At 72.2% G+C, this 12,946-nt stretch carries 12 protein-coding genes; 4 read left to right on the top strand and 8 right to left on the bottom strand.

Translation table 11 applies throughout. The features are described 5' to 3' along the window. Window positions 1-310 precede the first annotated feature (310 nt). Genes glyS through glyQ form a run of 3 tightly spaced genes read right to left on the bottom strand, consistent with a single transcriptional unit; the run spans window position 311 to window position 4,073 of the window. On the bottom strand, window positions 311-2,512 hold the full coding sequence (gene glyS, locus ACFQ2D_RS10700; RefSeq protein ID WP_280941355.1) for a glycine--tRNA ligase subunit beta: 2,202 nt from the start codon (window positions 2,510-2,512) through the stop codon (window positions 311-313). After that, a complete protein-coding gene (locus ACFQ2D_RS10695) occupies window positions 2,509-3,156 on the bottom strand; it encodes a glutathione S-transferase family protein (protein WP_280941356.1) in 648 nt (215 codons plus the stop codon). The genes glyS and ACFQ2D_RS10695 overlap by 4 nt, the downstream gene beginning before the upstream one ends. Beyond that, entirely contained in the window at window positions 3,153-4,073 is a 921-nt protein-coding gene (gene glyQ / locus ACFQ2D_RS10690) for a glycine--tRNA ligase subunit alpha (protein WP_280941357.1), read from the bottom strand. Before glyQ ends, ACFQ2D_RS10695 begins: the two co-directional genes overlap by 4 nt. Before the next feature lie 85 nt (window positions 4,074-4,158). Between glyQ and ACFQ2D_RS10685 the strand changes: the two genes are divergently transcribed. Together ACFQ2D_RS10685 and ACFQ2D_RS10680 are read left to right on the top strand one after the other, a co-directional pair. Next, window positions 4,159-5,964 carry a GspE/PulE family protein gene (locus ACFQ2D_RS10685; protein WP_280941358.1) on the top strand — a complete coding sequence of 602 codons (1,806 nt, stop codon included), beginning with the start codon at window positions 4,159-4,161 and terminating at the stop codon, window positions 5,962-5,964. An 845-nt stretch (window positions 5,965-6,809) separates the two neighbouring features. After that, a complete protein-coding gene (locus tag ACFQ2D_RS10680; protein ID WP_280941359.1) occupies window positions 6,810-7,727 on the top strand; it encodes a hypothetical protein in 918 nt (305 codons plus the stop codon). Between the two features lie 35 nt (window positions 7,728-7,762). Here the strand turns inward: ACFQ2D_RS10680 and ACFQ2D_RS10675 are convergent, their stop codons facing one another. The 5 genes from ACFQ2D_RS10675 to ACFQ2D_RS10655 all read right to left on the bottom strand — a co-directional run bounded on the left by ACFQ2D_RS10675 (window position 7,763) and on the right by ACFQ2D_RS10655 (window position 10,902). Continuing rightward, entirely contained in the window at window positions 7,763-8,458 is a 696-nt protein-coding gene (locus ACFQ2D_RS10675) for an RDD family protein (RefSeq protein ID WP_280941360.1), read from the bottom strand. Then, window positions 8,455-9,216, bottom strand: coding sequence for a twin-arginine translocase subunit TatC (tatC, locus tag ACFQ2D_RS10670; RefSeq protein WP_280941361.1), 762 nt, complete (start codon window positions 9,214-9,216; stop codon window positions 8,455-8,457). Before tatC ends, ACFQ2D_RS10675 begins: the two co-directional genes overlap by 4 nt. Continuing rightward, window positions 9,200-9,664 (bottom strand): Sec-independent protein translocase protein TatB, encoded by a 465-nt coding sequence (gene tatB, locus ACFQ2D_RS10665; RefSeq protein ID WP_280941362.1) that lies wholly within the window; start codon window positions 9,662-9,664, stop codon window positions 9,200-9,202. The genes tatC and tatB overlap by 17 nt, the downstream gene beginning before the upstream one ends. Before the next feature lie 23 nt (window positions 9,665-9,687). After that, complete coding sequence (gene tatA, locus ACFQ2D_RS10660) at window positions 9,688-9,924, bottom strand: Sec-independent protein translocase subunit TatA (RefSeq protein ID WP_280941363.1); 237 nt, start codon at window positions 9,922-9,924, stop codon at window positions 9,688-9,690. An 84-nt stretch (window positions 9,925-10,008) separates the two neighbouring features. Then, window positions 10,009-10,902: a lipid-binding SYLF domain-containing protein gene (locus ACFQ2D_RS10655; protein ID WP_280941535.1), complete on the bottom strand. Its 894-nt coding sequence runs from the start codon at window positions 10,900-10,902 to the stop codon at window positions 10,009-10,011. A gap of 163 nt (window positions 10,903-11,065) precedes the next feature. On the opposite strand from ACFQ2D_RS10655, the gene hemH reads away from it, so the two are divergent. Further along, window positions 11,066-12,064: a ferrochelatase gene (hemH, locus tag ACFQ2D_RS10650; RefSeq protein ID WP_280941364.1), complete on the top strand. Its 999-nt coding sequence runs from the start codon at window positions 11,066-11,068 to the stop codon at window positions 12,062-12,064. Then, the gene (locus ACFQ2D_RS10645) at window positions 12,064-12,939 is read left to right on the top strand and encodes an alpha/beta fold hydrolase (protein WP_280941536.1); all 876 of its coding nucleotides are present in this window, start codon (window positions 12,064-12,066) and stop codon (window positions 12,937-12,939) included. The genes hemH and ACFQ2D_RS10645 overlap by 1 nt, the downstream gene beginning before the upstream one ends. Window positions 12,940-12,946: the final 7 nt, after the last annotated feature.

Raw genomic sequence — 12,946 nt, 5'->3', positions numbered from 1 at the left:
GATCGACCGGATCGCTTGGATCGCTTGGATCGATTTCGAATGGGCGTCGCGTGCACACTGCAGGCCTCGGCCCCTGGCCTCGGGTCCGGCAAGCCGTCCCCGGTTTGACCGAGTCTGTCCGTGCACAAACGTTCGCGTGAAAGCGGCCTGCGTCGGGGCGCCTACCTGCCGAGCATCAGAACACGCAGGTGCGGGCACCACCTGCAATGGGTGCTCGTGTGCCGCGGGATTCCATGCGCGCTGCGCTCTGCTCCCTCCCCCGCTTGCGGGGGAGGGACGGGGTGCAGGCGCGGGATGTGCCGCGTAGCGCTCAGGCCGACAGATGCTCGATCGCAGCCACGCTGCCCAGCCGCGACGCCAGGCGCGCCAGCAGGGCCAAACGGTTGCGGCGCACGGCCTCGTCCTCGACGTTCACCATCACGTCGTCGAAGAACGCATCGACCTGGGGGCGCAGCTGCGCCAGGCGCTCGAGCGCCGCGGCGTAATCGCCCTGCGCCAGCGTTGCATCGGTGTCGCGGTACGCCGCTTCCACCGCATCGGCCAGGGCGATCTCGGCCGGCTCCCGGAGTAGCGCGCGGTCCTCGCCCGATGGAATCTCGCCCTCGGCCTTGCGCAGGATGTTGCCGATGCGCTTGTTGGCCGCGGCCAGGGCTTCTGCCTCGGGCAGGGCGGCGAAGCGACCGATCGCCTTGATGCGGCGGTCGAAGTCGGTCAGCGACGCCGGCTTCAGTGCGGCGACCGCGCTGAAGTGCTGCGCCGGCACGCCCTGCTCGGCGTAGTAGCCGCGCAGGCGGTCGAGGATGAAGTCGTAGAGCTCGATCACATCCTCCAGCGCGACATGACCGGTCTGGATCTGTACCGGCGAAACGTCTGCGCCCGCGGATTGCGCTTCTCGTGCTGCAGCGGCCTTAGCCAGCACTGCTGCACGGCGAACGGCTTCCATCGCCGCTGTTGCTGCATCGGTGAGCAGAGCCCGCAGGTCCAGGTCGAAGCCGCTCTCTATCACTGTCCGCGCCAGCCCCAGCGCATTGCGGCGCAGCGCGAACGGATCCTTGTTGCCGGTCGGCTTGAGCCCCGCGGCGAAGCCACCGGCCAGCGTATCCAGGCGCTCGGCGATGGCCAGCACCCGGCCCAGCGGCGAAGCGGCGATGTCGTCGGCGGCGAAGCGCGGCTGCCAGGCTTGGTCGATGGCGTCGGCCAGCGCGACGCGGTCGGCGTGCGCCAGGTCGGCCAGCGCCGCATCCTGCATCGCATAGTGGCGGCCGGCGATGCCCTGCAGCTCCGGGAACTCGCCCACCAGGCGCGACTGCAGGTCGGCCTTGGACAGGCCCGCCGCGCGCCGCGCCAGCGCCGGGTCCACGCCCACCTGCGGCGCGATCGCCTCGGCCAGCGCGGTGACGCGCGCGACCTTGTCGGCCAAGGTGCCGAGCCTGGCCTGGTAGGTCACGGTCGCCAGGCCGGCGTTCATCGCTTCCAGGCCCTGCTTCATGTCCTCGACGAAGAAGAACTTGGCGTCGGCGAAGCGTGGCCGGATCACGCGCTCGTAGCCCTTGCGGATCTCGCTGTCGTCCTTCGGATCGACGTTGGCGATGCCGATGAAGCGGGCGGTCAGCCGGCCCTCGCCGTCGAGCACCGGGAAGAACTTCTGGTTGGCTTCCATCGTCGCCACCAGCGCTTCCTGCGGCACGGCGAGGAATTCCTCCTCGAAGGTGCAGGACACCGCGCGCGGCCATTCGTTGAGGCAGACCACCTGCTCGAGGTTGTCGGCGTCGATGCGCGCGCTGCCGCCGGCGGCCGCGGCGGCGGCCTCGACCTGCTCGACGATGCGCGCGCGGCGCTCGTCCGCGTCGACCAGCACCTTCGCGCTGCGCAGCGATTCGACGTAGTCGGCGGGCGTGGACAGCCACACCTGCTTGTCGTGCAGGAAGCGGTGTCCGCGGCTCATGCGGTCGGCGCGCACGCCGAAGACCTCGCCATCGACCACGTCCTTGCCCAGCAGCATCACCAGCCAGAGCACCGGCCGCGCGAAGGCGTAGTCATGGTCGCCCCAGCGCATCGGCTTGGGGATCGGCATCGCCGCGATCGCCTCGCGCACCACCTCCGGCAGCAGCGACGCGGTGGTCGCGCCCGGGGTGACCGCGCGATGCACGAAGCGCTCGCCCTTGGCGTCGGTGGTCTTGTCCAGCGCCGACCAGTCCACGCCGGCCTTGGCCGCGAAGCCCTGCAGCGCGCGCGTGGGCTGGCCGTCGGCATCGAGCGCGATGTTGAGATAGGGGCCGAGCACTTCCGAACGCTGCTCCGGCTGTTCGACCGCGACGCCCGGCAGCAGCACCGCCAGCCGGCGCGGGGTGTACAGCGGCTTCGCATCGGCGCGCTCGACCGCGATGCCGCGCTTGTCCAGCGCCGCCAGCACGCCGTCGAAGAACGCCTGCGCCAGGCCCGGCAGCGCCTTGACCGGCAGCTCCTCGGTGCCGAGTTCGATCAGCAGCGGCAGCATCGGGGCGGTACTCATGCGGGCGTGGCCTGTACGGTGGGGGCGGAGAAGGGGCTGTAGTGCTTGCGGAACACCTCCAGCGCCTCGCAGCGGTCCACGTGCGCGCGCAACGCGGGCCAAGGCGCCAGGTCGAGCGGAATCGCCTCGCGCAAGTGCGTGACGTAGCAGGCCACCGCGATATCGGCGTGGGTCATGGCGTCGCCGACCAGCCAGGGCGCGCCAGCGCGCGAAGCGCAGGCGCGTTCGAGCTCGCCCAGTGCGCCCTCGACCTGCACGCGGCAGCGCGACAGCCAGGCCTCGCTGTGCTGTTCCACCGGGCGGAAGATGCGCTCGAGCGCGATCAGGATCGCCTTGTCGATGGCGCCGGTCGCCAGCGCGACCAGGCGCTGGGCGTCGCGCCGGGCCCGGCCGGTGGCCGGCAGCAGCGCCCGCCCGGGGCCGACGCGGTCGTCGAGGTAGTCGAGGATCATCGTCGATTCGGTGAGCACCTCGCCGTCGTCCAGCACCAGGGTCGGGGCGCGCCCGAGCGGGTTGTACTCGCGGATGCGGTGGAAGTCGCGGCCCACCGACCAGGCGCGGTGCTCGAACTCGATGCCGTACAGCGCCATGGCGATCGCCACGCGACGCGTGTAGGACGAGTCGTACATGCCGATCAGGATCACGGCGCGGCCTGCTGCGCGGAGGGCGCGTCCTTCCTCAGGCCGGGGAAGCCCAGCTTTTCGCGCTGCTCGAAGTACGCCTGCGCCACCGACTGCGCCAGCCTGCGCACGCGCAGGATGTAGCGCTGGCGCTCGGTGACGGAGATCGCGCGGCGCGCGTCGAGCAGGTTGAAGCTGTGGCTGGCCTTGCATACCTGGTCGTAGGCGGGCAGCGGCAGGCCGGCTTCGACCAGCTTCAGCGCCTCGGCCTCGCAGGCGTCGAAGCGGTGGAACAGTTCGGCGACGTCGGCGTGCTCGAAGTTGTACGCGCTCTGCTCGCGCTCGTTCTGCAGGAACACGTCGCCGTAGGTGACCACGCCCTGCGGGCCGACCGTCCACACCAGGTCGTAGACGTTGTCGCAGTTCTGCAGGTACATGCACAGCCGCTCGAGGCCGTAGGTGATCTCGCCCAGCACCGGCCTGCACTCCAGGCCGCCGGCCTGCTGGAAGTAGGTGAACTGGGTGACTTCCATGCCGTTGAGCCAGACTTCCCAGCCCAGGCCCCAGGCGCCCAGCGTCGGCGATTCCCAGTTGTCCTCGACCAGGCGCAGGTCGTGCACCAGCGGATCGATGCCCAGCTCCTTGAGCGAGCCGAAGTACAGCTCGACGATGTTGTCCGGGCTGGGCTTCATCGCCACCTGGTACTGGTAGTAGTGCTGCAGGCGGTTGGGGTTCTCGCCGTAGCGGCCGTCGGTGGGGCGGCGCGAGGGCTGCACGTAGGCCGCGTTCCACGGCTCGGGGCCGAGCGCGCGCAGGAAGGTGGCCGGGTGGAAGGTGCCCGCGCCGACCTCGAGGTCGAGCGGCTGGATGAGCACGCAGCCCTGCGCCGCCCAATAGGCGTTGAGGCGGGTGATCAGTTCCTGGAACGTGGGTCCGGTCATGGCGCGGAGGGTCGGCGCGTTCGCGCGGCGCGCTAGTATAGCGGCGGACCCCGCAACGGCCGGCGTTTCCGGCCACGGAGCCGCGTTGAACGAACCGCTCGCCAGCCGCTCCGCGCCGACCGCCGCGCGCCTGCCGCCCGGCCGCCTGGCGATCGAGCCGGTGGTCGCCGCGCTGGTGGCCGACGGCCTGCTCGCGCCGAAGGAAGCCGAACACGCGCGCGCCAGCGCGCGCCACGTGCGCGGGCTCGACGCCGTGCACCCGCTGGTGCTGCTGGCCAACCTCAAGCTGCCCTCGGCACAGCGCCCGGGCAGCGAGCTGGGGCTGGAGGCGCTGACCGAATGGCTCGCCGCTGCAAGTGGCCGCCCCTACCTGCGCATCGATCCGACGAAGATCCGGGTGGGCGAGGTCACCGACCTGGTGTCCCACGCCTACGCGCGCCGCCACCGGATCCTGCCGGTGGAGGTGCTGGCCGACCGCGTGCGCGTCGCCACCAGCGAACCGCTGGCGGTGGACTGGGTGGCCGACGTGCAGCGCCTGCTGCGCCGCGAGATCGAGCTGGTGGTGGCCAACCCGCTCGACCTGCACCGCTACACGATGGAGTTCTTCGGCGTCACCCGCTCGGTGCGCGGCGCGCATGCCGATGGCGACAAAGCCACGGCGGCGCCGAGCTTCGAGCAGCTGGTCGAACTCGGCCGCGCCGGCGACGTCAATGCCGACGACCACCACATCGTCAACATCGTCGACTGGCTGCTGCAGTACGCCTACGAGCAGCGCGCCTCCGACATCCACCTCGAACCGCGCCGCGACGTGGGCCGGGTGCGTTTCCGCATCGACGGCGTGCTGCACAAGGTGTTCGAGATGCCGCCGGCGGTGATGACCGCGGTGGTCTCGCGCATCAAGGTGCTCGGGCGCATGGACCTGGCCGAGCGCCGGCGGCCGCAGGACGGGCGCATCAAGACCCGCTCGCCGGGCGGGCGCGAGGTGGAGATGCGCCTGTCGACCATGCCCACGGCCTTCGGCGAGAAGTGCGTGATGCGCATCTTCGACCCCGACACCGCGTTCAAGAGCATCGAGCAGCTGGGCTTCGACGCCGGCGAGGCCGCCACCTGGCAGGAGCTCACCGGCCGGCCGCACGGCATCGTGCTGGTCACCGGCCCCACCGGTTCGGGCAAGACCACCACGCTGTATTCCACGCTCAAGCGGCTGGCGACCAGCGACGTCAACGTCTGCACGGTCGAGGACCCGATCGAGATGATCGCGCCCGAGCTCAACCAGATGCAGGTGCACCACGCGATCGACCTGGGCTTCGCCCAGGGCGTGCGCACCCTGCTGCGCCAGGATCCCGACATCATCATGATCGGCGAGATCCGCGACCTGGACACCGCGCAGATGGCGGTGCAGGCCTCGCTCACCGGCCACCTGGTGCTCTCGACCCTGCACACCAACGACGCGCCTTCGGCGATCACCCGCCTGCTCGACCTCGGCCTGCCGCATTACCTGATCGCCTCCACGCTCAATGGCGTGCTCGCCCAGCGCCTGGTCCGCACGCTGTGCCCGCACTGCAAGGTGCCTAGGCCGCCCAGCCCCGAGGCCTGGCACGCGTTGCTGCCCGGGCCGCACCCGCCGCCGGTGCCCGCGTCCGCCAACGGCCCGGTCGGTTGCCTGGAGTGCCGCAACACCGGCTACCTGGGGCGCGTGGGCCTGTACGAACTGATGCCGGTGAGTGCGCTGTTGCGTGCCCGGATCCGTCCGGACATGGAGCTGGCGGGCTTCGCCCGCGCCGCGGTCGGCGAGGGCCTGCGCACGCTGCGGATGGCCGGGGCCGAGAAAGTCGCGCAGGGCGTGACCACGGTCGAGGAAGTGCTGGCGGTGCTGCCGCCGGCCGAATGAGGCAGTGGTCAGGCGAGGCAACCGCCGGCTCAGGCAGCGGTTGAGCGCTCAGCTCCTTCCGCCGCACGTTTTCCTCCCTCCCCGCTCGCGGGAGGGCTGGGGTGGGGGTCTGCCAGGTCGCCGCGTGTCGGCGCCCACTTCTGGATCCTCGGCGTCGCGTCCCCATCCCAACCTTCCCCCGCAAGCGGGGGAATGGGAAGGGGCAGGGGCGCGAAGTTGCGCGTGCGCTTGGCTTCAAACCGTCCGTCATCACCCTCCTCCGCCTGCGGGCGAGGGGCGGGGCGCATCAGTTGCCGCGCGCGCAGGCGCCCACTTCCGCATCCTCGCGGCGTCACGTCCCCCATCCCAGCCTTCCCCCGCAAGCGGGGGAAGGGGCAGAGGCGCGAAGCTGCGCGTGCAGCTTGGCTTCAAACCGTCCGTCTTCACCCTTCTCTGCCTGCGGGGGCGGGGGCGCATCAGTTGCCGCGCGCGCCGGTGCCGACTTCCGCATCCTCGCGGCGTCGCGTCCCCATCCCAACCTTCCCACGCAAGCGGGGGAAGGGGCAGAGGCGCGAAGTTGCGCGTGCCGCTTGGCTTCAAACCGCCTGTCTTCCCACTCCCGCCTGCGGAGGAGGGGCTGGCTGGGAGACCATCAAGTCGTCGCGCGCGCCGGCGCCGACTTTCCGGATCCTCGCCGCGTCGCGTCGCCCATCAACGTTCCCCTGCGGGCGAAGAAAAGCCGCGAAGGGCGCGACGCCGCGCCGGGAACGCTGCGGCCGCGCGCGTTCCCCGGGGCTGCGCGCGGCCGATGCAGTAGCATGTCCGCCATCGTGGCAGGGCCACTTCGAAGGCAAAGCAGGGCAGTCATGTCGACGCGGGCAATGGGTCCGGCCACCGGTTGGTCGTGGCTGGCGCGGGCGCTCAACCTGGGGCGCGGGAACCCGAAGGCGGTGATCGGCGCGATCGCGGTCGTGGCCCTGCTGGCGGTCCTGCCGAGCGTGATGCAGATGATCCTGCAGCCGCGGCTGGGCGGGCAGCCGACCGCCCTGCTCACCGTCGCCGGGCTGAGCACCCTGGCCTCGCTGATCGTGTTCCCGCTGCTGATCGGCGGCGTGCTGCGCGTGATCGATGCCGTCGAGCGCGGCCGTCCGGCCAGCGTCGGCGGAGTGTTCGAGCCGTTCCGCGCGGGCCACGGCGCGGGTCGCCTGGTCGGCTTCGGACTGCTGATGACCGCGCTCTACCTGCTGGTGTTCGGCACCATCGTCGGCAGCTTCGGCCAGGACCTGCCGGAGTGGTACATGCAACTGGTGCAGCTGACCGTGGACGCCGGCGGCAAGCCGGTGCAGCCGGACGACATCCCGGCGCCGCCGCCGGGCCTGGGGATGGTGATGGCGCTGGGCCTGCTGTTCGGCCTGTTCCTCGGCGGCGCCTATGCGATCGGCTTCGGCCAGGTCGCGCTGGGCGGCCGCGGCGTGCTGGCGGCGATCGGCGACGGCCTCGCCGGCGCACTCAAGAACCTGCTGCCGATCGTGGTGATGTCGGCGCTGGCGATCGTCGCGCTGCTCGCGCTGACCCTGGTGGTGACCCTGGTGGGCGGCGTGCTCATGCTGGTCGGCGGCCTGGTGCATCCGGCGCTGGGCGCGCTGCTGGTCGCGCCGGTCTACCTCGGCATGATCCTGCTGATGTACGTGGTGATGTTCGGCGTGATGTACCACATGTGGCGCGACATCTGCGCCGAGCCGGTCGCGCCGCCGCCGCTGCCGGACCACCTGGTCGAACTCTGACGGCGTCGCCTCGGCGTCCGCCGCCCGCGGCGCGGCTAGAACAGCAGCAGCGCGTCGAGCGCGCGCTGCATCGCCGCCTGCATCGCGGCGAACAGCCACGCCAGTGCGGCCAGGGCCGCCAGCGCCTGCAGCGCGAGCCAGGCCCATGCCCAGCCGGGCAGCGCCGCATCCGGCCGGACCCCCAGCACGCGGGTCCCGGCGATGCGGTCGTGCAGCGCCTGGTACTGCGGCGGCGCCATCGCCAGCAGGTGGCCGATATTGAGCGTCAGCCAGGACAGCGCGCCGGCGAGGTGGCGACCCGCCGCGCGCGCAACGCCCGGGCTCCCGCCCGCGGCATCGACCACGCGCAGGCCGAGCGCCTGCTTGCCCGGCGTCGCCTGTCGCGCCGAGCCTTCCCACAGCGTCGACCAGGCCAGCGCCAGCAGGGCGAGCAGCAGCAGCGGGACGAACACCGCATCGCCGACGGCATCGACCAGGGCGGACACCAGACCCCTGGAGCCCGCATCGGCCAGCCAGTCCCGCGCCAGTTCCCAGGGCGTGCCGCCCTGCGCCAGCACGTCGAGCATCGAGCGCGCCATTGCCGCGACCAGGGCCTCGAAGGCCCCGCAGGCGCGGGCCGCCGCCTCGCGGATACGGTCCAGGCTGGCCAGCATGGCCACGGCCGACAGCAGCGCCATGTCCAGCGACCAGGCCGCGTAGCGCCGCAGCAGGCCCGCCGGCGCGGTGCTCATGCCTCGTCCGCGGCTCCGGGCTCGCGCCGCGGCGCCAGCAGCCGTGCGGCGATGATGCCGGCCTCGTAGAGCAGGCACATCGGGATCGCCAGCATCAGCTGCGAGACCACGTCGGGCGGGGTGATGACCGCGGCCAGGATGAACACGCCGACGATCGAGTACCCGCGCCATTCGCGCAGCTGGTCGGGCGTCACCCAGCCCAGCAGCACCAGGATCACCAGGGCCACCGGCAGCTCGAAGCTGATGCCGAAGGCCAGGAAGATCACCAGCACGAAGTTCAGGTAGGCGTTGATGTCGGTCATCATCGCCACGCCATCGGGGGTGATCGCGGTGAGGAAGCCGAACACCGACGGCAGCACCACGAAGAACGCGAACGCGCAGCCGGCGTAGAACAGCGCCACCGCCGAAACCAGCAGCGGCAGGGCCAGCCGCTTCTCGCGCCGGTACAGTCCGGGCGCGACGAAGGCCCAGGCCTGGTAGAGCAGCCAGGGCATGGTCACCAGCACCGCCGCGAACAGCGCCAGCTTCAGCGGCGCGAAGAACGGGGAGGCGACCTCCACCGCGATCAGTTGCGCGCCCTGCGGCAGCTTGTCGAGCAGCGGCTGGGCGAACCAGCCGTACAGGCGGTTGGCGAACGGCAGCAGCGCGACCAGCGCCAGGCCCAGCCCGGCCAGCGCCCGCATCAGGCGGCTGCGCAGCTCGACCAGGTGTTCGATCAGGCTGCTCTCGCCGCTGTCGTGCTCAGCGCTGCCGGCCATCGTCCGTCCCCGGGGGCTGGTCCGGCTCGCCCGACGCCTCGCCGCGGGCGGCCTGCGGCGGCAGCTGGCTCGCGGCCGCGGTGGCAGGGTCGTCGCCGTCGTCGGGCGCGGCCTCGTCCGGCGCCCCTGTCGCCTGCCGGCGCAGGGCCTCGATCTCGCGCCGCGCCTCGGCCTCGGCCGCGCGCACCTTGGCCTGTACCTCGGCCTCGGTCTCCTGCATGGTCTTCTGCAGGTCGGATGCGGCCAGCCTGGCGTCGTGCAGGCTGCGCTTGAGTTCCTCGGCGGCCAGTTCGCGCTCGAGTTCGGACTTCACCGAATACCACTGCGCGCGCGCGCGGCGCACCCACAGGCCCGCGAAGCGCGCCGCCTTGGGCAGGCGCTCGGGGCCGAGCACGACCAGTGCGACCACCGCGACCAGCAGCAGTTCGGTAAAGCCGATGTCGAACATGGGGGCGGCCGCGGACCCGCGGCTCAGCGCGAGATGGTGTCGTCCTGCCGGGACTTGCCCGACACGGTGCCATCGCGCTCCTGCTGCGGCGGCTGGTGGTCGAGTTCGCCGGCGGGCCGGTCGTCGTCGGCCATGCCCTTCTTGAATCCCTTCACCGCTTCGCCCAGGTCGCGGCCGGCGCCGCGCAGGCGCTTGGTGCCGAACACCAGCAGCACCACGACCAGCACGATCAGCCAATGCCAGATGCTGAAACTACCCATTGCATGCTTCCGGGGACAGGTGGAAAGCGCTCAGGATACTCCACGCGGCGCCGCGCGACCGTGCGCGGCGCCGCGCACGGCCGTTCACGGCGTTTCGGGCAGCGGCTCGACCATGGCCGGGTTGTCGTTCACCGGCTGGAACGGCTCGGGCTGCGGTTCGTCCACCACCAGCTGGCTGGACAGCGGCACGGTGCTGGCGCCGCCGACCGGCTCCGCCGGCGCCTGCGCGGTCGCGGCCGGCCGGGCCGGCGCGGGGGCGCGATCCGTCCCACGGGCGATGCGGGCGGCATTGGTGGCCTCCTCGAGCTGGTCGCGGAAGGCGACCACCGCGTCCGACGGCGCCTGCGCGGCGCGGCCCTCGAAGATCATGCGCGGGGTGGAGTTGGCTCCATAGACCAGCTGGTTGGCCTCGTTGTCGATCTGCAGCACCGCGCCGTCCAGCGCCACGCCGGCGAACAGGCCGCGCGCGCGCGACCACGACCAGATCTCGGCCTTGAGCTGGCCGTCGGTCGCGGCGGCCGCGTTGCGCCCGACCGGACCGGCGGCCACGCCGGCGTCGGCGCCGAGGGTGACCTTGCCGTTGACGATCGATTCCAGGCTGCGGTCGTTGCGGAACACCAGCACCACGTCGGAAGACTGCACGCCGGCCTGGAAGCCGATGCTGCCGCCGGTGAGCTTGACGAAGCTGGGGTTGGACCAGGTGCCGTCGGCCGACTTCACCGACAGCAGGCCATGGCCGCGGCGCCCGCCGAGCACCAGGCCGACCTTGAGCGTGTCGGGGATGACGACGATCGCGCGGGCCTCGTCGAGCAGCTTGTCGGGGATGGCGGACTCGGGGATGGCCTGCACTTCGTTGAGCACGCGCAGCGCGTTGGACGCGCGCGCATCCTCCTCGGGGCCGGCGACGGCGGCACCGCTGGCGAGCGCGAAGGCCAGCAGCGAGGCGAGCAGCGTCTTGCGCAGCGGGGAAGCGGGCATCGAACGGGACATCGCGGACTCCGGGAAAGGCGTGGGCACCGCGCGTCGCGGCGACGGCTCAGGCTAGTGACGGCGCGATGAATCGGGGATGAGTTGATCGGGCCTATCGCAGCGATCGAAAACGGCCCATGCCAAGCGCGGCGTGGCCTGCCATCCTATGCCCATGACGACTCCAGCCACCGCGCCCGCCGGCGCGACGCCCGACACCGCCGTCCTCCTGGTCAACCTCGGTACCCCGGAGGCGCCCACCGCGGCGGCGGTCAAACGTTACCTCGGCGAATTCCTTGGCGATCCGTACGTGGTGCAGATCCCGCGCGTGTTCTGGTGGCCCCTGCTGCACGGGGTGATCCTGCCGCTGCGTTCGCCGCGGGTGGCGAAGAAGTACGCCGAGATCTGGATGGAAGGCGGCTCGCCGCTGGCCGTGCATACGCGCCGGCTCGCCGGCGCGCTGCAGGCGCGGCTTCCCGGCATCGCGGTCGACCATGCGATGCGCTACGGCGCGCCCGCGATCGACACGCGCCTGCGCGAACTCGCCGCCGCCGGCGCGCGCCGCGTGCTGGTGCTGCCGCTGTACCCGCAGTACTCCTCGACCACCACCGGCACGGTGGCGGCGGCGGTCGAGCGCAGCAGTGGCGCGCTGCCGGCACGGGTCGTGCACGACTACGCCACCGACCCCGGCTGGGTGGCGGCGGTGGCCGACTCGATCCGCACCCACTGGGACCGGCACGGCCGTGGCGAACGCCTGCTGTTCTCCTTCCACGGCCTGCCGCAGCGGCTGGTCGACGCCGGCGATCCCTACGCCGCGCAGTGCGAGGCCAGCGTGGCGGAGCTCGCGCGCGCGCTGGACCTGGCGCCGGCCGACTACGTGATGACCTACCAGTCGCGCTTCGGACGCGAGCGCTGGCTCGGCCCGGCCACCGACGAGACCCTGCGCGCGCTGGCCGAAGGCGGCCTGCGCCGCATCGACGTGGTCTGCCCGGGGTTCGCCGCCGACTGCCTGGAGACGCTGGAGGAGATCGCCATGCAGAACGAGGAACTGTTCCGCGAGGCGGGCGGCCAGGCACTGCACTACATCCCCTGCCTCAACGATGCGCCCGCCCATGCCGATGCGCTGGCCGCCCTGGCGCTGCGCGAACTCGCCGAGTGGAGCGCGTCGTCCTGATGCGCGAGTTCCAGCTCGACATCGCCGTGGGCCGCATCCACGGCCTGCGCCAGGGCGAGCCGGGGCAGCCGCGCGTGCTGGCCCTGCACGGCTGGCTCGACAACGCCGCCAGCTTCGTGCCGCTGGCCGCCCACCTGCCCGGGCTGGACCTGGTGGCGGTGGACCTGCCCGGCCACGGGCGCAGCGCGCACCTGCCGCCGGGCGCCGACTATTCCTTCGCCGGCGCCCTGCACAGCGTGCTCGACATCACCGATGCGCTGGACTGGGAGCGTTTCGCCCTGCTGGGGCATTCGATGGGCGCGGGCATCGCCAGCCTGCTGGCCGCCGCCTGCCCGCAGCGGGTGGCGCGGCTGGTGGCGATCGAGGCGCTGGGCGCGCTGCCCGAGCAGGAGGAGAACACGGTGGCACGGCTGCGCGACGCGGTCGCCACCGGGCGCACGCTGGGCGGCAAGCGCCTGCGCATGTTCACAGAACTGGACACGCCGGTGCGCGCACGCACCCTGGCCCGGACCGGCGCGATCGGCGAAGCGGCCGCGCGCCTGCTGGTCGAACGCGGCGTGCGCGAGGTTGAGGCCGGGGACGGCCGCCGCGGCTGGGTCTGGAGCAGCGACCCGCGCCTGACCCTGCCGACCCTGGTGCGGATGACGCCGGGCCAGGTACGCGCCCTGATCCGCGGCATCGAGTGTCCCACGCGGGTGATCCACGCCGATCCGCCGCAGCCCTACCTGCCCGAGCCGATGCGCAGCGCGCACGCGGCCCTGCTCCCCGACGGCGAACTGTACGTCCTGCCGGGCGGGCACCACCTGCACATGGAGCAGCCGGCGGCGGTGGCCGCGGCGATCGGCGACTTCCTGCACGCCTCGCCCGCGGGCTGAGGCCCAG

This window comes from Luteimonas composti, assembly GCF_042678665.1.
Taxonomy (GTDB): Bacteria; Pseudomonadota; Gammaproteobacteria; order Xanthomonadales; family Xanthomonadaceae; genus Luteimonas; species Luteimonas composti.
This window is presented reverse-complemented; position numbering and strand designations above follow the sequence as displayed.

What these genes read in the sequence shown, in the direction of transcription:
- ACFQ2D_RS10675 (WP_280941360.1), bottom strand. Translation starts at nt 8,458, where the DNA reads ATGAGCACCGCGCCGGCGGGCCTGCTGCGGCGCTACGCGGCCTGGTCG.
- tatB (WP_280941362.1), bottom strand. Translation starts at nt 9,664, where the DNA reads ATGTTCGACATCGGCTTTACCGAACTGCTGCTGGTCGCGGTGGTCGCA.
- tatC (WP_280941361.1), bottom strand. Translation starts at nt 9,216, where the DNA reads ATGGCCGGCAGCGCTGAGCACGACAGCGGCGAGAGCAGCCTGATCGAA.
- glyQ (WP_280941357.1), bottom strand. Translation starts at nt 4,073, where the DNA reads ATGACCGGACCCACGTTCCAGGAACTGATCACCCGCCTCAACGCCTAT.
- hemH (WP_280941364.1), top strand. Translation starts at nt 11,066, where the DNA reads ATGACGACTCCAGCCACCGCGCCCGCCGGCGCGACGCCCGACACCGCC.
- ACFQ2D_RS10655 (WP_280941535.1), bottom strand. Translation starts at nt 10,902, where the DNA reads ATGCCCGCTTCCCCGCTGCGCAAGACGCTGCTCGCCTCGCTGCTGGCC.
- tatA (WP_280941363.1), bottom strand. Translation starts at nt 9,924, where the DNA reads ATGGGTAGTTTCAGCATCTGGCATTGGCTGATCGTGCTGGTCGTGGTG.
- glyS (WP_280941355.1), bottom strand. Translation starts at nt 2,512, where the DNA reads ATGAGTACCGCCCCGATGCTGCCGCTGCTGATCGAACTCGGCACCGAG.
- ACFQ2D_RS10645 (WP_280941536.1), top strand. Translation starts at nt 12,064, where the DNA reads ATGCGCGAGTTCCAGCTCGACATCGCCGTGGGCCGCATCCACGGCCTG.
- ACFQ2D_RS10680 (WP_280941359.1), top strand. Translation starts at nt 6,810, where the DNA reads ATGTCGACGCGGGCAATGGGTCCGGCCACCGGTTGGTCGTGGCTGGCG.